This is a genomic window from Enterococcus sp. DIV1368f, assembly GCF_051712245.1.
Lineage (GTDB): Bacteria > Bacillota > Bacilli > Lactobacillales > Enterococcaceae > Enterococcus > Enterococcus faecalis.
This window is the reverse complement of the sequence record NZ_JBIOON010000001.1, coordinates 2,377,501-2,395,596: the sequence shown is the minus strand read 5'-3', so window position 1 is coordinate 2,395,596 and position 18,096 is coordinate 2,377,501. Positions and strand designations below refer to the sequence as shown.

The 18,096-nt window shown below is 38.6% G+C and carries 17 protein-coding genes, 1 tRNA gene and 2 rRNA genes (1 of these 20 only partly in view); 17 read left to right on the top strand and 3 right to left on the bottom strand.

What is annotated here, in order from left to right; genetic code table 11:
* Positions 1-96: 96 nt before the first annotated feature.
* From IGL07_RS11730 to IGL07_RS11690, 9 genes are all read left to right on the top strand, one after another.
* Positions 97-762 carry a potassium channel family protein gene (locus IGL07_RS11730; RefSeq protein WP_002355139.1) on the top strand — a complete coding sequence of 222 codons (666 nt, stop codon included), beginning with the start codon at positions 97-99 and terminating at the stop codon, positions 760-762.
* A gap of 54 nt (positions 763-816) precedes the next feature.
* On the top strand, positions 817-1,146 hold the full coding sequence (locus tag IGL07_RS11725) for a HesB/YadR/YfhF family protein (protein ID WP_002355140.1): 330 nt from the start codon (positions 817-819) through the stop codon (positions 1,144-1,146).
* 207 nt (positions 1,147-1,353) lie between these two features.
* On the top strand, positions 1,354-2,292 hold the full coding sequence (locus IGL07_RS11720) for a glycosyltransferase family 2 protein (protein ID WP_002373102.1): 939 nt from the start codon (positions 1,354-1,356) through the stop codon (positions 2,290-2,292).
* Positions 2,293-2,438: 146 nt separating this feature from the next.
* Positions 2,439-3,572 carry an ABC transporter ATP-binding protein gene (locus tag IGL07_RS11715; RefSeq protein WP_025189582.1) on the top strand — a complete coding sequence of 378 codons (1,134 nt, stop codon included), beginning with the start codon at positions 2,439-2,441 and terminating at the stop codon, positions 3,570-3,572.
* Positions 3,572-4,447, top strand: a complete 876-nt coding sequence (locus IGL07_RS11710; protein WP_002355143.1) for a carbohydrate ABC transporter permease — start codon at positions 3,572-3,574, stop codon at positions 4,445-4,447. The genes IGL07_RS11715 and IGL07_RS11710 overlap by 1 nt, the downstream gene beginning before the upstream one ends.
* 4 nt (positions 4,448-4,451) lie before the next feature.
* Positions 4,452-5,270, top strand: coding sequence for a carbohydrate ABC transporter permease (locus IGL07_RS11705; protein ID WP_002355144.1), 819 nt, complete (start codon positions 4,452-4,454; stop codon positions 5,268-5,270).
* Positions 5,254-6,543, top strand: coding sequence for an MBL fold metallo-hydrolase (locus IGL07_RS11700; RefSeq protein ID WP_010817637.1), 1,290 nt, complete (start codon positions 5,254-5,256; stop codon positions 6,541-6,543). The genes IGL07_RS11705 and IGL07_RS11700 overlap by 17 nt, the downstream gene beginning before the upstream one ends.
* 23 nt (positions 6,544-6,566) lie before the next feature.
* Positions 6,567-7,847: an extracellular solute-binding protein gene (locus tag IGL07_RS11695; RefSeq protein ID WP_002359172.1), complete on the top strand. Its 1,281-nt coding sequence runs from the start codon at positions 6,567-6,569 to the stop codon at positions 7,845-7,847.
* A gap of 97 nt (positions 7,848-7,944) precedes the next feature.
* Positions 7,945-9,498 (top strand): bifunctional metallophosphatase/5'-nucleotidase, encoded by a 1,554-nt coding sequence (locus tag IGL07_RS11690; protein WP_002380858.1) that lies wholly within the window; start codon positions 7,945-7,947, stop codon positions 9,496-9,498.
* Positions 9,499-9,563: 65 nt separating this feature from the next.
* Here the strand turns inward: IGL07_RS11690 and IGL07_RS11685 are convergent, their stop codons facing one another.
* Both IGL07_RS11685 and IGL07_RS11680 read right to left on the bottom strand, forming a co-directional pair.
* Complete coding sequence (locus IGL07_RS11685; RefSeq protein ID WP_002355148.1) at positions 9,564-10,526, bottom strand: phosphoglycerate dehydrogenase; 963 nt, start codon at positions 10,524-10,526, stop codon at positions 9,564-9,566.
* A gap of 148 nt (positions 10,527-10,674) precedes the next feature.
* The gene (locus IGL07_RS11680) at positions 10,675-11,685 is read right to left on the bottom strand and encodes an NAD(P)/FAD-dependent oxidoreductase (RefSeq protein ID WP_002368301.1); all 1,011 of its coding nucleotides are present in this window, start codon (positions 11,683-11,685) and stop codon (positions 10,675-10,677) included.
* Between the two features lie 204 nt (positions 11,686-11,889).
* Between IGL07_RS11680 and IGL07_RS11675 the strand changes: the two genes are divergently transcribed.
* Both IGL07_RS11675 and IGL07_RS11670 read left to right on the top strand, forming a co-directional pair.
* Complete coding sequence (locus IGL07_RS11675) at positions 11,890-12,480, top strand: peptidylprolyl isomerase (RefSeq protein ID WP_002355150.1); 591 nt, start codon at positions 11,890-11,892, stop codon at positions 12,478-12,480.
* A gap of 164 nt (positions 12,481-12,644) precedes the next feature.
* Positions 12,645-12,851, top strand: a complete 207-nt coding sequence (locus IGL07_RS11670) for a DUF3955 domain-containing protein (RefSeq protein ID WP_002355151.1) — start codon at positions 12,645-12,647, stop codon at positions 12,849-12,851.
* Between the two features lie 33 nt (positions 12,852-12,884).
* Here the strand turns inward: IGL07_RS11670 and IGL07_RS11665 are convergent, their stop codons facing one another.
* The gene (locus tag IGL07_RS11665) at positions 12,885-14,051 is read right to left on the bottom strand and encodes a MalY/PatB family protein (RefSeq protein ID WP_002380855.1); all 1,167 of its coding nucleotides are present in this window, start codon (positions 14,049-14,051) and stop codon (positions 12,885-12,887) included.
* A gap of 183 nt (positions 14,052-14,234) precedes the next feature.
* Between IGL07_RS11665 and IGL07_RS11660 the strand changes: the two genes are divergently transcribed.
* The 6 genes from IGL07_RS11660 to IGL07_RS11635 all read left to right on the top strand — a co-directional run.
* Positions 14,235-14,603: a CvfD/Ygs/GSP13 family RNA-binding post-transcriptional regulator gene (locus IGL07_RS11660; RefSeq protein WP_002365178.1), complete on the top strand. Its 369-nt coding sequence runs from the start codon at positions 14,235-14,237 to the stop codon at positions 14,601-14,603.
* A 64-nt stretch (positions 14,604-14,667) separates the two neighbouring features.
* Entirely contained in the window at positions 14,668-15,039 is a 372-nt protein-coding gene (locus IGL07_RS11655) for a hypothetical protein (RefSeq protein WP_002385270.1), read from the top strand.
* Complete coding sequence (locus IGL07_RS11650) at positions 15,023-15,271, top strand: hypothetical protein (RefSeq protein ID WP_025189581.1); 249 nt, start codon at positions 15,023-15,025, stop codon at positions 15,269-15,271. The genes IGL07_RS11655 and IGL07_RS11650 overlap by 17 nt, the downstream gene beginning before the upstream one ends.
* Positions 15,272-15,706: 435 nt before the next feature.
* A 16S ribosomal RNA gene (locus IGL07_RS11645) occupies positions 15,707-17,267 on the top strand.
* Positions 17,268-17,346: 79 nt separating this feature from the next.
* A tRNA-Ala gene (locus IGL07_RS11640) sits at positions 17,347-17,419 on the top strand.
* Between the two features lie 176 nt (positions 17,420-17,595).
* A 23S ribosomal RNA gene (locus IGL07_RS11635) occupies positions 17,596-18,096 on the top strand; it runs 2,412 nt beyond the window's last position.
* Together the 16S and 23S rRNA genes with 1 tRNA gene alongside form the textbook arrangement of a ribosomal RNA operon.

Sequence of the window (18,096 nt, the reverse complement as noted above, 5' to 3'; positions counted from 1 at the left end):
ATAAATCCATAAATAAATTCTAGGAAATCCTTCTAGGAATTTATTTATGGATTTGTTATACTAATTTTAACGAACAGACAGGAGCGGTCAGAAGAAATGAAACAAAATTTTGCAATTATTGGTTTAGGACGTTTTGGCGGCAGCATATGCCAAACTTTGGTGGAAGCTGGTCAAGAAGTTTTGGCCATTGACAGCAGTGAAGACCGTGTCAATGAATATATGAATATTGCAACGCATGCAGTGGTGGCTAACGCCCAAGATGAAATGACGTTGCGTTCTTTAGGAATTCGGAATTTTGATCACGTAGTGGTGGCGATTGGTGAAGATATTCAAGCGAGTATTTTAGTGACACTAATGGTTAAAGAAATGGGGGTTCCCAATGTCTTAGCCAAAGCAGTCAATGAATATCATGCCCGCGTCTTAGATAAAATTGGGGCAGACATGGTCGTTCACCCAGAGCGGGATATGGGTATTCGAATTGCTCACAAACTTGTTTCACGCAATATTTTAGATTATATTGAATTATCTAGCGAATTTTCATTAGCTGAGGTTCGGGTCACCAATCCTAAATTTTACAATAAAACCTTAGCAGAATTAAATTTCCGTCAACGATTTGGTTTAACTGTGGTAGCGATCCGCCGCTCGAAAACAGAAGTAATTGCTTCGCCAGATGCTTCTGAAATTGTTCGAGAAAACGACAATTTATTAGTTATCGGTGATACCGCAGACGTGGATTTATTAGATGAAAAAATGAATGGCTAAGCACTTTATTCTCTAAAAGCACTGCGCTGTGCTACAATAAATGGCGACAGAGATGTGAAGGAGGAACAAAGAATGAAATTAGAAGTGACACCGAAAGCCCAACAATGGTTTAAAGAAGAAACCGGGGTTCAGCCTGAGACAGGCATTCGTTTTTTCGGAAAAATTTACGGAAAAACACCTGTTCATGATGGTTTTTCCATTGCGATGTCTGTAGAAGCGCCAGATGAGCCAATGATTAAAGAGAACCTAGATGGGATTACCTATTTTATTGAAGAAACAGATGATTGGTTCTTTAAAGGGTATGATTTGATTGTTGATTATGATGAAAAGAATGATGAACCGCGTTATCAATTTGAAGCAAACCAAGAAGATTTAACAAAATAATTTTAGTGCTAAACAGAAAAAGCTGAAGTAGTGCGTAGGACTATTTCTGTTGCTTTCGTTTAACCGCTAGTCAGCCTGAGAAAAAATCGTTTTGGATTTTTTCTCAGGTTCTTTCTATTTAATTAAGCTATTCTTAATTGGATATCGTTATTTAATAAGGCTATCATATGGTATAATGATAATTAACTGAAGTGTGGAGGAAATAAAATGCTATCAATTGTTGTCCCTTGTTATAATGAGGAAGCAGCGATTCCGCTGTTTTTTGAAGAAGTAGAAAAAATTAGCCAGCAACTATCTCATTCAGTAGAATATATATTTGTGAATGATGGCTCAAAAGATAATACGTTAGCTGTTTTAAGACAGCTTTATCGCGAACATCCAGAGAAGGTCCGTTATCTTTCTTTTTCACGAAATTTTGGGAAAGAAGCAGGCTTATACGCTGGTTTAAAAGAAGCAACAGGTGACTTAGTGACAGTCATGGACGTTGATTTACAAGACCCGCCTGAGTTATTACCTCAAATGATTGAGATGATTGAAACCAGTACAGATTTAGATTGTGTTGGCACACGACGCATAACAAGAGACGGCGAACCGCCCATTCGTAGCTTTTTTGCACGGATGTTCTATAAACTCATTAATCGAATTGCTGAGACGGAAATGGTGGATGGTGCCCGTGACTTCCGTGTCATGACCCGACAAATGGTCGATGCGATTTTAGAGTTATCTGAGTATAATCGTTTTTCAAAAGGGATTTTTAGTTGGGTCGGCTTTAAAACAGAATATATTGAATTTAAAAATCGAGAACGAATTGCTGGAGAAACCTCTTGGTCTTTCTGGAGTCTATTAAGTTATTCAATTGACGGGATTGTCAATTTTTCAGAGACACCATTGAATATTGCTTCATACGTTGGCGCCTTTTCGTGTATTGGTTCTGCACTAGCAATGTTAGTGATTATCTTTCGAACATTAGTTAATGGTGATCCAACAAGCGGCTGGCCTTCAATGGTTTGTATTGTACTTTTTGTAGGTGGTTTGCAACTATTATGTTTAGGAATTATTGGCAAATATATTGGCAAAATTTTCTTAGAAACGAAAAAACGACCAATTTATATTGTAAAGGAATCAGAAAAAGATTCTAAAAAATAACCAAAAAAGCAGAGAAAAATTCTCTGCTTTTTTGTTATGCGTTAAAAAAAGTGTAAATAGGCTTTTCAGAAAAACAACATTTTTTACATAAAAAATACATTAACTTTACCTATTTTTATCTTAATGAAACAGCTTTGCTCTCGCGGTTGCAAGAAATAAATGTTAAAATCAAAAGGTATGCTATTAAATGTTTTTTTGGAGGTTGGGTCATGATAGAAGTTATCGACTTGAAAAAAGTATTCGATAATGGGTTTGAAGCGTTAAAATCGGTCAATTTTACGATTGAACAAGGGGACTTGGTTTGTTTGTTAGGACCAAGTGGGTGTGGGAAATCCACAATTTTAAACTTAATTGCAGGTTTATTACATCCAAGTGATGGAGATATTCAGTTTCGACAGCAATCGGTTGTCAAAACAGCACCAAAAGATCGGAACATCGGGTTCGTTTTTCAAAACTATGCCTTATATCCACATATGACTGTTCTAGAAAACGTAATGTTTCCTTTGACAGTAGGAAGTAAGAAAGTTCCCAAGGCAGAGGCACAAGCTATTGCCGAAGAATATATGAAACTAACGAATATTGAAGAGTTAAGCCATAAAAAGCCAGGCACACTTTCTGGTGGTCAACAACAGCGTGTTGCGATTACCCGAGCGTTAGTTCAAAAACCAGATGTTTTATTATTAGATGAGCCTTTAAGTAACTTGGATGCACGTTTGCGTTTGAAAATTCGTGAAGAAATCCGCCGCTTGGTGAAAGAAGTAGGCATTACAACAATCTTTGTAACGCACGACCAAGAGGAAGCGCTATCAATCAGTGATAAAATTATTTTATTAAACGAAGGGGTTATTCAACAAAATGATGAACCTCAAAACCTTTACTTAGAACCAAATAACTTATTTGTTGCTCAGTTCATAGGTAACCCAATTATTAATTTATTGTCTGTTGAAGTGAAAGACGGCAAAATGTACCACGAAAGTTTTGAAATTCCGCTTGAGCGTTTTGAGCATGCTCGCTTTAAAATGCCAATGACTGATGGGAAATATACGTTTGCTTCTCGTCCAGAAGATGTGGTACCAGCTGAAACAGGTCTCTTTACCACAACGACAGATTTAGTGGAATTGATTGGTCGAGAACGTATTTTACGATTTACATTAGGAAATGAACAAGTGAAATCAATTGTAAGTGTAGAAGAAGCGATTGAAGAAGGAGACACTTTATCTTTTGATTTTTCATATAAAAAAGTATTTATCTTTAACGAAGCGGGAGACCGGGTTTACTAATGAAAAAATACAATCCAGAAAATCAACCAAAAGCATGGCTCTTCCTTCTGCCATCATTAGGAATCATTTTACTGTTTAGCGTTTATCCGCTGTTTCGTTCTTTGTGGATGAGCTTCCAAAAAGGTTCCTTAATTAACCAACGCTACGCTGGTTTAGAAAATTATCAACGTGTATTGAATGATCCAATCTTCTATAAAGCGTTAAAAAATACAGCGCTCTATGCATTTGCTGTGGTACCGATTGCCTTGATAATTTCCCTAGCAATTGCTTGGATTATCTTTGAAAAAGTTAAACATAAGAGTTTCTTTGAAACGATTTTCTTTATGCCTTATGTAACGAGTACGATTGCCATTGGGATTGTCTTCCGTTACTTCTTTAATGGCGATTATGGAATTGTCAATTACGTCTTAGGTTTTTTCGGCATTCCTTCTGTCAACTGGCTAGATAATGTTCAAATGAGTATGCCAACATTGATTATTTTTGGGGTTTGGACGAGTTTAGCATTTAATATTATTATTTTGTTGGCGGGTTTGAGAAATATTGATGAAGAACACTTTAAAATAGCGAAAATGTTTGGTGCCTCAGACGGCGAAATTTTCCGACGTATTACGTTTCCGCAACTAGTCCCGACCATTGCCTTTTTATTAACGGTCAATTTAATTGGCGCCTTTAAAGTTTATACACAAGTTTATGCTTTATTCGGTGGTCGTGCGGGGATTGCCAATAGTGCCACAACCGCAGTGTACTATATTTATGACAAATTCCACATTGCAGGGCGTCCCGGAATTGCGATGGCCGCCACAGTGATTTTATTTGTGATTATTTTAGTGGTCACTTTCTTACAAAATAAACTCTTAAAGAAAGTGGGGCAATAAGCCAATGAAAAAAGTTTTAACGATTATCGCATTTGTTTTCTTAGGCATTTTAGCCGTTATTACGTTATTTCCATTTGTCTATATGATTTTAGCTGGTTTAATGAGTTACTCTGAAGCGACCAGCATGCCGCCAACCATGTTTCCAAAACAACCACAATGGCAAAACTACACAGAGGTCTTTCAAAAAGCACCCTTTCTTCGGTATTTCTTGAACACAGTCTTTGTTTCAGGCGTTACAACGATTGCTACGGTAGTCACCGCCGTTTTAGCTTCATTCGCGTTAACGAGTTTGAAGTTCCGTTTTAAAAATGTGGTCATTGCTTTAATGATTTCGTTGTTAATGGTTCCATATGAATCTATTATCTTTACCAATTATCAAACGATTGCGCAATTAGGTTTGTTAAATACTTACAGCGCCTTAATTATTCCATTTTTAACTAGTATTTTTTATATTTACTATTTAAACGGTTATTTAAAAGGTATTCCTGATACTTTTTACAAGGCTGCCAAGATTGATGGCGCTAGTGATTTAGAATATATTTGGCGTATTTTAGTACCAATGTCAAAACCAGCGTTAGTAACAGTAGGGATTTTAACATTTATTTCTAGTTGGAATTCTTTCTTGTGGCCATTGTTGGTGACGAACGAGAAAAAATACCGTCTATTAAATAATGGACTATCGGCCTTTGCGACAGAGAGCGGTAGTGACGTACATTTACAAATGGCTGCTGCAACATTAACCGTTATTCCAATTTTAATTATTTACTTGATTTTCAGAAAAGAAATTATCAGAGGAGTTGCAAAAAATGGAATCAAAGGCTAAAACAACTGTGACTTTTCACAGTGGCATTTTAACAATTGGAGGAACCGTGATTGAAGTGGCGTATAAAGATGCCCACATCTTCTTTGATTTTGGTACAGAATTTCGACCAGAATTAGATTTGCCCGATGATCACATTGAAACCTTAATTAATAATCGTTTAGTGCCAGAATTAAAAGACTTATATGATCCACGTTTAGGTTATGAATATCATGGTGCAGAAGACAAAGAGTATCAATACACCGCTGTTTTCTTATCTCATGCTCATTTAGATCATTCACGCATGATTAACTATTTAGACCCAGCTGTTCCGTTGTACACACTAAAAGAAACGAAAATGATTCTAAATAGTTTAAATCGCAAAGGTGATTTTTTGATTCCATCACCGTTTGAAGAAAAGAATTTTACCCGAGAAATGATTGGTCTTAATAAAAACGATGTGATTAAAGTTGGCGAAATTTCAGTGGAAATCGTACCTGTTGATCATGATGCGTACGGTGCTTCGGCATTACTGATTCGCACGCCTGACCATTTCATCACATACACAGGTGATTTGCGCTTACATGGCCATAATCGTGAAGAGACTTTAGCTTTTTGTGAAAAAGCCAAACATACTGAATTATTAATGATGGAAGGCGTAAGCATTAGCTTCCCAGAACGTGAACCAGATCCAGCCCAAATAGCGGTTGTCAGTGAAGAAGATCTTGTTCAGCACTTGGTTCGTTTAGAACTAGAAAACCCGAATCGACAAATTACCTTTAATGGTTATCCAGCAAACGTGGAACGTTTTGCTAAGATTATTGAAAAGTCACCACGTACAGTCGTTTTAGAAGCAAATATGGCTGCGTTGTTACTTGAAGTATTTGGAATAGAAGTTCGTTATTATTATGCTGAATCTGGTAAAATACCAGAATTGAATCCAGCGTTAGAAATCCCGTATGACACGTTACTAAAGGACAAAACAGACTATTTGTGGCAAGTTGTGAACCAGTTTGACAACCTCCAAGAAGGTAGTTTATACATTCACAGTGATGCACAACCGTTAGGGGACTTTGATCCACAGTATCGCGTGTTTTTAGATTTGTTGGCTAATAAAGACATTACTTTTGTCCGTTTAGCTTGTTCAGGACATGCAATTCCAGAAGATCTGGATAAAATTATTGCATTGATTGAACCTCAAGTATTGGTTCCAATCCATACGTTAAAACCAGAAAAACTGGAAAACCCGTATGGTGAAAGAATATTGCCAGAACGTGGCGAGCAAATTGTTTTATAAATTTTTTTAAGGGAGAGAAAAAAATGAAGTTCAAAACTCTAGCAACAACAGTGTTAGCAACCGCAGCTATTTTCGCATTGGGGGCTTGTGGTAACGGTAATGGGGCCAAAGAATCAAACGATATTGTGAAAGAAGTGAAGGAAGATACGACAATCACTTTCTGGCATGCAATGAATGGGGTTCAAGAAGAAGCGTTAACAAAATTAACGAAAGACTTCATGAAAGAAAATCCAAAAATTAAAGTGGAATTACAAAATCAATCTGCTTACCCTGATTTACAAGCCAAAATCAATTCGACTTTAACTTCACCAAAAGATTTACCAACAATTACGCAAGCGTACCCAGGCTGGTTATGGAATGCTGCACAAGATGAAATGTTAGTGGACTTAAAACCATATATGGATGATGACACAATCGGCTGGAAAGATGCAGAGCCAATTCGTGAAGTATTGTTAGACGGCGCCAAAATCGACGGCAAACAATACGGCATTCCATTTAATAAATCGACAGAAATGTTATTCTATAATGCTGATTTGTTGAAAGAATATGGTGTTGAAGTACCGAAAACATTAGAGGAATTAAAAGAAGCTTCTAAAACAATTTACGAAAAATCCAACAAAGAAGTCGTTGGTGCTGGTTTTGACTCGTTAAATAACTATTACGCAATTGGAATGAAAAACAAAGGCGTTGATTTTAATAAAGACTTAGATTTAACAAGCAAAGATTCACAAGAAGTCGTGGACTATTACCGTGATGGTATCGAAGCAGGTTACTTCCGCACAGCTGGTTCAGATAAATATTTATCTGGCCCATTTGCAAACAAAAAGGTAGCGATGTTTGTCGGTAGTATTGCTGGTGCTGGTTTTGTTCAAAAAGATGCTGAAGCTGGTGGCTATGAATATGGTGTTGCACCACGTCCTGAAAAAATCAACTTACAACAAGGAACAGATATTTATATGTTCGATAGTGCTACGCCAGAACAACGGACAGCGGCATTTGAATTCATGAAATTCTTAGCAACGCCTGATTCACAATTGTACTGGGCACAACAAACAGGTTATATGCCAATTCTAGAATCTGTTTTACACAGTGATGAGTACAAAAATTCTAAGACAACCAAAGTACCTGCACAACTTGAAAACGCAGTAAAAGATTTATTCGCTATCCCAGTAGAAGAAAATGCTGATTCAGCCTATAATGAAATGCGGACAATTATGGAAAGTATTTTTGCTTCATCAAATAAAGACACGAAAAAATTATTGAAAGATGCAACGTCACAATTTGAACAAGCATGGAACCAATAATCAATAAATAAACAGACGTGGGAGGTTGGGATCTGAGTCGTTATGGCTCGTGTTCTAACCTTCCTGTTCTTTTGGGCGGAAGAAGGAGAGAAACAAAATGCAAATAAAAATTTTAGCAACAAGTGATATGCATGGGTATATTATGCCAACAAGTTATAGTGAAAAAAAGATGGATTTGCCTTTTGGAACCGCAAAAGCAGCAACCATGCTGAAAAAGTTACGGGCGTCTGCCAAAGGACCAGTTTTTCAAATTGAAAATGGGGATTTTATTCAAGGTTCGCCGCTTAGTTACTACGTAAGAAAAGCAGAAACACATTCAGTGGAAGCCATCACTAAAATCATTAATCAAATGAATTATGATGTTAGCATTTTAGGTAACCACGAATTTAATTACGGATTAGATTATTTAAAGGAAACGATTGCCAGTTATCAACAGCCAGTTTTAGCTGCCAATATTCTTGGTAAAGATGGACAACCTTATTTCGGTCAGCCGTATGTCATCATAGAAAAACAAGGGGTTAAAGTAGCCATCCTTGGCGTGACGACTCAATATATTCCTCATTGGGAACAGCCGGCAACAGTCAAAGATTTAACGTTTAAAAGTGTCGTTGAAACAGCGGCAGAATACGTGCCAAAACTGCGGGAAGAAGCGGACCTAGTTGTTGTCGCTTACCATGGCGGTTTTGAAAAAGATTTAGAAACAGGGGAACCCACGGAATTACTAACAGGAGAAAATGAAGGCTACGATTTATTGGAAAAAGTTCCTGGGATTGATGCCTTAGTCACTGGTCACCAACATCGAGAAATTGCTACAAAACTGAATGGAATACCTGTGATTCAACCAGGTTTTCGAGGAGCTTTCGTTGGAGAAATTACTTTAGAAATTGAACCTATGGCTAAAGGCTATCGCGTTATCGGAAGTGATGCAGCTATTCATCCTGTTGGGAACGAACAACCAGATGCAGAAATTTTAGCTTTGACAACAGCGTTACATGACGAGGTAGAAGAGTGGCTTGACCAACCAGTGGGAAATGTGGAAGGGGATATGACGATTCAAAATCCGAATGCCGTACGCCTCAAAGAACATCCATATATAGAATTTATTAATAACGTCCAAATGGCTTCAAGCGGAACGGATATTTCAGGGACTGCACTTTTTAACAATGAAGGCAAAGGGTTTAATAACCAAATTACGATGCGCGATATCATTACCAACTACATTTATCCAAATACCTTGGCTGTATTGCGTGTCACTGGACAAGACCTCCGTGAAGCGTTAGAACAAAGCGCTACTTATTTTGTGTTAGAAAAAGGCCAACCAATTTTTAACCCGAAATATGTCGATCCAAAACCACAATACTATAATTATGATATGTATGAAGGCATTGAGTATACGCTTGATTTAAGACAACCGTTTGGTGAAAGAGTGACGAAACTTAATTATCATGGCAAAGCAGTGCAAGCAGAAGATGTTTTGGAAATCGTGACAAATCAATACCGAGCAGTCGGTGGCGGAAACTATCAAATGTTCCAACCTGAAAAAATTATTCGAGAAATTCAAATTGATATGACGGAACTGATTGCAGAATATTTGAAAAAACATCCAATCATTCAAGCGTCGACAAATGATAACTTCAAGGTTATCTGGTAAAAAATAGCAAAAAAAAGCCTTCAACCATGCAATTACTTGAAAGATGGTTGAAGGCCTTTTTTGAGTTAATAGCCTTTTTTTAAGGAAACTTGGTTTTTGACGAGGGTCTGATCCGTCACAAATTGATTTAAGTTTGGAATAAAAATCGCCAGTAATTTTGATTTGAACTTCGGTGTCATGCCAGAAATATGAGGTGTTAATAAAACATTCTGCATCTCCCATAAAGGGCTATCTTCGGGAAGAGGTTCTTCTTCAAAGACATCTAAGGCAGCAAAAGCAATGGTTTTATTGTTTAAGGCAGTTATCAAATCGTTCGTTGCTACTGAGGCGCCGCGACCAACATTTACGAAAATTGTTTCAGGAGCCATTTTTTCAAAAAGTGCCTGATTGTATAAATGTTTTGTTGTTTCAGTCAAAGGAAGAATGTTCACAACAATGGACATTTCATGGATAATTTTACTCATATTCTTCTGTGAATAGCATTCAATGAAGCCTTCCGTCACATGTCCAGAGGTATTCACGCCATAAACTTGAAGATTTAAACCTTTAGCAAATTTAGCTAATTGTTGTCCGATTTGCCCGGTGCCTACGATTAACATTTTTTGCCCAGAAAGTTGTTGATAGGAAGGGGCTGTTTGATTCCATGTGTGTTGCATTTGTTGTTGGATACTTTCTTGCAGTCCGCGGGTATGTGCTAATAAAACGCCTAAAACATGTTCTGAGATAGAAACACTATGGATTCCGCTACCATTAGACAACAGAATGCCTTTTTCTCTTAATTTATCAAAATCCATATAATCAGCACCAGCAGAAATGAGCTGAATCCATTTTAGATGACTAGTATCAGATGCTAATAAACGCGGACCAATTTCTTTATGCCAGCCTAACATAATTTCGATTGCCTCTTCTTCAGCAGAGGATAAATGATCGGTAGATGTTTTAACTAGATAATTGGGCGCCACAGCTTTCACTTGTTCCAGTTGTTCTTCGTTGAATACTTCATTTAAATAAATAATTGGTTGGTTCATCTTTCTTCCTCCTAGCACTTTTTATTGTATCAAAAATAAATTTAAAAGAGAAAAAGAAAGGCTTTTCAGTAAAGCAGAAAGCCAAGGACAAAAATCCGTTTTAGATTTTTGTCCTTGGCTTAAAAACTGCTAAAGTCCAGCGCTAACCTTATTTAGGTACACCGTTTTCAAATAAACTTGTACTATGAACTGGTTGACGTCGAGCATCGGGCCGTAAGTAATGTAAAGCATTATTTACGGCAGTAGGTGCCTCACCAAAACCTGTAGCGATTAACTTCACTTTTCCCTCATAGGAACAGATATCCCCTACAGCGTATACACCAGGAATGTTAGTTGACATATCGGAATGAACATTAATAGCATTTCTAGAAACGTCTAATCCCCATTCTTTGAGGTGTGTTAAAGAAGAAGTGAAGCCATAATTGATAATTAAATCATCCAGAGGGAGATCCAATGTTTGGTCACCTTTTGTCTCCGTTAATTGGATGCCTGTGAACGTTTCGTTTTCCTTTAAAATATCACTAATGATATAAGGAGTTCTGATAGAAACACTAGATTTTTCCAGTTGTTCCACGCTATGTTCGTGGCCGCGAAATTGTGGGCGACGATGGATAATAGATACTTCTTCTGCAACGTTTTCTAGCATTAAAGCCCAGTCAATTGCAGAATCGCCGCCACCAGCAATCGCAACTTTTTTGCCAGCGAATTTTTTCATGTCAGTCACATAATAATGGATTGACTCACCTTCAAAGGCTTCAACATTTTCGATAGCTAAACGTCGAGGTTGGAAAGCACCGTTACCAATCGCAAAGATAACCGTTTTAGAATAATGTGTGCCTTTAGTTGTGTCTAAGCGCAGAAGTCCATCTGCTTCCTGTGCAAGGTGTGTGACCTCTTCTTCCAAACAAACATCGTGCTGAAATGGCTGCATCTGTTTTTCCAAATTGGCAATTAACTCACCTGCTTTAATAGCAGGGAATCCAGGAATATCATAAATATATTTTTCGGGATACAGCATTGTTAGCTGACCACCTAATTGCGGCAGGCTATCAATGATTTTCGTTTTCGCTTTACGAATTCCCGCATAAAAAGCGGCAAATAATCCAACAGGACCGCCGCCGATAATTGTTAAATCATAAATATCTTTTTCATCAGACATTTGAAAATTCCTCCTAATTCATTTAGGGTTGAGACAACTATTGATCGTTTTGCGAACACTTCACAAAATAGCACGGCTTTTCGAAAAAAGCAAGTTTGGCTAACGAATCAAAGCATTCTTTAATCATTGGAAAAAGATCATAGCAATTTTCAGCATTTTTCGATATGATGGAACTATAAAATAATTATCTAGGAGGACATTCTCATGTCACAATTTCCACAATTAGATTTAGAAAATGCTAAAGGCCCAAAAGCGGTCATTAAAACAAACCGAGGCGACATCACTGTTCAATTATTCCCAGAACAAGCGCCTAAAACGGTTAAAAATTTTGTTGAATTAGCGAAAAAGGGCTACTATGATGGCGTTATTTTCCATCGTGTGATTCCTGATTTTATGATTCAAGGCGGTGACCCAACCGGAACAGGAATGGGCGGCGAAAGTATTTATGGAGAAGCATTTGAGGATGAATTTTCTCGGGATGTTTTCAATTTGCGTGGCGCATTGTCAATGGCAAATGCTGGTCCTAACACAAATGGTAGCCAATTCTTTGTTGTTACTAATCAAAATGTTCCAGCTCAAATGATGAGTCAGTTAGAAGACGCTGGTTTTCCAGAAGAAATTATTGAAGCTTACAAACAAGGCGGAACACCTTGGTTAGACTTCCGTCATACTGTTTTTGGTCATGTTGTGGATGGTATGGATGTAGTGGATGAAATTGGTGGAGTCCAACGGGATGCCCAAGACCGTCCAACATTTGACGTCGTGATGGACACAGTTGAAATCATTGGTGAATAAGTTTAACCAATTGAAAAAGAGAGTACCAACGAGGGACAAATTCGTTGGTACTCTTTATTTTTTTCTTAAAACGACTAACTTTTTTTTAAAAGCATCCAAATCTCTTCTTTTAATGAAGTCTTTATAGGATACTGAGTTAAAGAATAGAAGGAGAGGAAGCAAATTTGTTAGAAAAATACAGATATCCAATGGCCTTGGCTTTGTTTGCAGTGATACTCCCATTTATAGGAACGTTTTTTACGTATGTAGATCAGCAAGGAATCGTTCATGAACCAGGATTTTATACAATCATAATTGGAGAAATTTTACTTCTATTTTCAGGTATCTGGTTCGTCAGAGTTTATTTAGCTAAACGCAAAAGAAAGAATTAAAAACAGCTGTCCTAAAAACTAGGACAGCTGTTTTTAATTAAAGGCTTTTTTGATACGTAAAAGGCCTTCTTCGAGAGTTTCTTTTGAACAAGCTAAGTTTAAACGCATGTGTTGAGAACCTTGGGGACCGAAACTAATTCCTGGATTTAGAACCACTTTCCCCTTATGAATTAAGGTATCGCGAAGTTCTCGATCCGTTAGTGAATAAGAACTAAAGTCTAACCATAAAAGATAGGTCCCTTCAGGCTCCATTACACGAACGCTAGGCAGCTCTTCACGGAAAAAGGAAAGGGCAAAATCAATATTTTCTTTTAAATAATCCAGTAACGCCGTTAGCCATTCCTCCCCTGTTTGATAGGCAGCTGCCGTTCCAACGTAGCCAAAAGTATTGATACCGCCTTGATGATTTTTGTCTTGTAAAGATACGAAAGATTGCCGTAGTTTTTCATTAGGAATGAACAGCATTGAATTTTTAATACCCGCTAAATTAAAGGTTTTCGTTGCCGCGGTTAAGGTAACTGTGAATTCCTTAAATGCTTCATCAGCGACAGTGAAGGAAGTGAAGGTATGCGGTTTGAAAATCAAATCCTGATGAATTTCATCGCTAACCACAGTTACTTGGTGTTTTTGGCATAAACGGCCAATTGCTAGCAATTCTTCTTTTGTCCAAACACGTCCACCAGGATTATGGGGATTACAAAAAAGTAACAGTTTCACCTTTTCTTCGATTATCTGTTGTTCCATTTTAACCAAATCAACTTCATAATGTCCGTTAACTTCTAGTAAAGAATGTCGCACAAGTCTACGCTCATTTTGTTTTACCACATCTGCAAAAGGGGGGTAGACTGGATCACAAATCATGACAGAATCCGCAGGTACTGTATACGCTTGAACGGCTGTGGCCAAACTGGGAACCACGCCACTATTAAACAAAATTTCTTCTTTTTCAACAATCAATTGATGGTGTTGCCGTTGCCAATCTTGAATTGCTTGATACAGTTCATTAGGTGCAACTGCATATCCTAGAATGCCTTGTTCAATAACTTGTGACAAGGCATCAAGAATAGGCTGATGTACTTTGAAATCCATATCAGCAACCCATAAAGGTAGTAAATCTTTTTCGTGGTAACTCGTTTCAACGGTGTCCCATTTAACACAATTCGTGTGGCGACGATCAATGGTTTCATTAAAATTAAACATAAGATAACTCCTTTTCTTCTATATAAAGTCTTACTTCCTATAGTATAGTAGATTTTGCTTAAAAGATGAAACAATTGTTTTAACAACTAGGGAAGAAATAATGCACAAACGTTGAAAAAATGCTATTATTTTAAATGAGTAGAAACGGAAAAAGAAATTTATCGTATGAAAAGAGGAAATTTGATGAAGTACAAAATTGGTATGGTACTTTCTGGCACAATTACCGGACTTCAACCATATGGCGCATTTGTTTCTTTAGACGAAGAAACACAAGGACTGATTCATGTTTCGGAAGTACAAGCTGGCTTTACTAAAAATATCCATGGACTCTTAACCGTTGGACAAAAAGTAACCGTTCAAGTTATTGATGTTGATGAATATTCTCAAAAGATTAGCTTATCTTTACGGACCCTTGAAGACAAAGTTCATTCAGTGAACCATCGACGCAAAAAATATTTTACGGATAAGAATAAAAAAATTGGCTTTGCAACCTTAGACAAAGAACTTCCAGAATGGATTGATGAAGCAATGGATAAGTTGCTTGAAAAATAATTCTGTATTTTTTCAGAAAGTGTGTTACAATTTCTTTTGTTAGTGAATCTAAAAATTAATTGAGGTGGATGTCGTGTCTAACAAAAAAGTCGCTGGAACAATCATACTGAACTTAAACGATGGTAGTAAAAAATTTTTGATGCATCCAATAGGTGAAGCGATTGAGTTTGCGATGGCAAAAGTTTCTGATGAGATGACGGGTTTAGCTAGTATGCTACAATGGTTCAAAGAAGAGGTTCAATTGGACGTTACTTCAATTAGCTTAGTAGAATTAACTAACGCGCATATCAATAAAGAAAATGTTCCGCTGTTTGTCTTCGAGATGGATGAACAAGCACTTAAAAATGAAATGGATAAAGACTATACATGGGTAGCACCTGCAGAATTAAAAACGATTTGGTCAAAATATCATATTGAAGGTGTCCCAATGTTTTAAACAAAAAAGAAAGAATCTGTCGATAATCGAACAGATTCTTTCTTTTTTTTCGTTGTACGTAAAAAAGTTAATCGAACTATTTCAAATATATGATTCAAATTGTTCGATTTTTAATAAGGAATTAAACTGTTTTGATAGACAATTAGGATTTAAAAAGTTTAAAAACGAAATAATTGAAAAGAATGAAAACAGATTGAAAACTTCTTTTAATTTTTTTGAAAAAAAGTGTTGACCAAACATCAAAATCTTGATATATTATTACATGTCGCAAGGCGAGTCACACAGCTGAGCGATTCAGAAATCACTAATTAAATAACAATTCTTGATTTCAAATCTCTCGAAAAAAGTTTGAAAAAACAACAAAAAAATTGTTGACAAATAACAAACGAGATGATAAGATATAGAAGTTGTCACAACAGACAACAACGACCGAGCGAAACAACTTAAAAAAACTTTTTTAAAAAAAGTTCTTGACGTTCAAACGAAAGTTTGTTATGATATAAAAGTTGCTGCGAGGTAACGTAGACCTTTGAAAACTGAACAAAGAATAGACGAACCAAATGTGTAGGGCGTCTTGATTCAATTCAAGACAACAAACATTTTTAACAAGCAAGCAATATGCTAGCAAACAAATTGAGCTTAACAATCGCAAGATTGTTCTAACTTTTATTATGAGAGTTTGATCCTGGCTCAGGACGAACGCTGGCGGCGTGCCTAATACATGCAAGTCGAACGCTTCTTTCCTCCCGAGTGCTTGCACTCAACTGGAAAGAGGAGTGGCGGACGGGTGAGTAACACGTGGGTAACCTACCCATCAGAGGGGGATAACACTTGGAAACAGGTGCTAATACCGCATAACAGTTTATGCCGCATGGTATAAGAGTGAAAGGCGCTTTCGGGTGTCGCTGATGGATGGACCCGCGGTGCATTAGCTAGTTGGTGAGGTAACGGCTCACCAAGGCCACGATGCATAGCCGACCTGAGAGGGTGATCGGCCACACTGGGACTGAGACACGGCCCAGACTCCTACGGGAGGCAGCAGTAGGGAATCTTCGGCAATGGACGAAAGTCTGACCGAGCAACGCCGCGTGAGTGAAGAAGGTTTTCGGATCGTAAAACTCTGTTGTTAGAGAAGAACAAGGACGTTAGTAACTGAACGTCCCCTGACGGTATCTAACCAGAAAGCCACGGCTAACTACGTGCCAGCAGCCGCGGTAATACGTAGGTGGCAAGCGTTGTCCGGATTTATTGGGCGTAAAGCGAGCGCAGGCGGTTTCTTAAGTCTGATGTGAAAGCCCCCGGCTCAACCGGGGAGGGTCATTGGAAACTGGGAGACTTGAGTGCAGAAGAGGAGAGTGGAATTCCATGTGTAGCGGTGAAATGCGTAGATATATGGAGGAACACCAGTGGCGAAGGCGGCTCTCTGGTCTGTAACTGACGCTGAGGCTCGAAAGCGTGGGGAGCAAACAGGATTAGATACCCTGGTAGTCCACGCCGTAAACGATGAGTGCTAAGTGTTGGAGGGTTTCCGCCCTTCAGTGCTGCAGCAAACGCATTAAGCACTCCGCCTGGGGAGTACGACCGCAAGGTTGAAACTCAAAGGAATTGACGGGGGCCCGCACAAGCGGTGGAGCATGTGGTTTAATTCGAAGCAACGCGAAGAACCTTACCAGGTCTTGACATCCTTTGACCACTCTAGAGATAGAGCTTTCCCTTCGGGGACAAAGTGACAGGTGGTGCATGGTTGTCGTCAGCTCGTGTCGTGAGATGTTGGGTTAAGTCCCGCAACGAGCGCAACCCTTATTGTTAGTTGCCATCATTCAGTTGGGCACTCTAGCGAGACTGCCGGTGACAAACCGGAGGAAGGTGGGGATGACGTCAAATCATCATGCCCCTTATGACCTGGGCTACACACGTGCTACAATGGGAAGTACAACGAGTCGCTAGACCGCGAGGTCATGCAAATCTCTTAAAGCTTCTCTCAGTTCGGATTGCAGGCTGCAACTCGCCTGCATGAAGCCGGAATCGCTAGTAATCGCGGATCAGCACGCCGCGGTGAATACGTTCCCGGGCCTTGTACACACCGCCCGTCACACCACGAGAGTTTGTAACACCCGAAGTCGGTGAGGTAACCTTTTTGGAGCCAGCCGCCTAAGGTGGGATAGATGATTGGGGTGAAGTCGTAACAAGGTAGCCGTATCGGAAGGTGCGGCTGGATCACCTCCTTTCTAAGGAATATTACGGAAATACACATTTCGTCTTTACTTTGTTCAGTTTTGAGAGGTCTACTCTCAATCAAATAAGTTCGGGGCCTTAGCTCAGCTGGGAGAGCGCCTGCTTTGCACGCAGGAGGTCAGCGGTTCGATCCCGCTAGGCTCCATTGATAGCTTTTGCTATCAGATTCGTTCATTGAAAACTGGATATTGAAGTAAAAAGAATCAAAACAAACCGAGAACACCGCGTTGAATGAGTTTTTTAATAAGTTCAATTGCTTATTTATTGATTAACCTTCTATCGCTAGAAGAAGTGATCAAGACCCAACCGTAAGGTTGATAAGGTTAAGTGAATAAGGGCGCACGGTGGATGCCTTGGCACTAGGAGCCGATGAAGGACGGGACTAACACCGATATGCTTTGGGGAGCTGTAAGTAAGCTATGATCCAGAGATTTCCGAATGGGGGAACCCAATATCTTTTATAGGATATTACTTTTCAGTGAATACATAGCTGATTAGAGGTAGACGCAGAGAACTGAAACATCTTAGTACCTGCAGGAAGAGAAAGAAAATTCGATTCCCTGAGTAGCGGCGAGCGAAACGGGAAGAGCCCAAACCAACAAGCTTGCTTGTTGGGGTTGTAGGACTCCAATATGGTAGTCTGTTAGTATAGTTGAAGGATTTGGAAAATTCCGCTAAAGAGGGTGAAAGCCCCGTAGACGAAATGCTGACAACACCTAGGAGGATCCTGAGTACGGCGGAACACGAGAAATTCCGTCGGAATCCGCGGGGACCATCCCGCAAGGCTAAATACTCCCTAGTGACCGATAGTGAACCAGTACC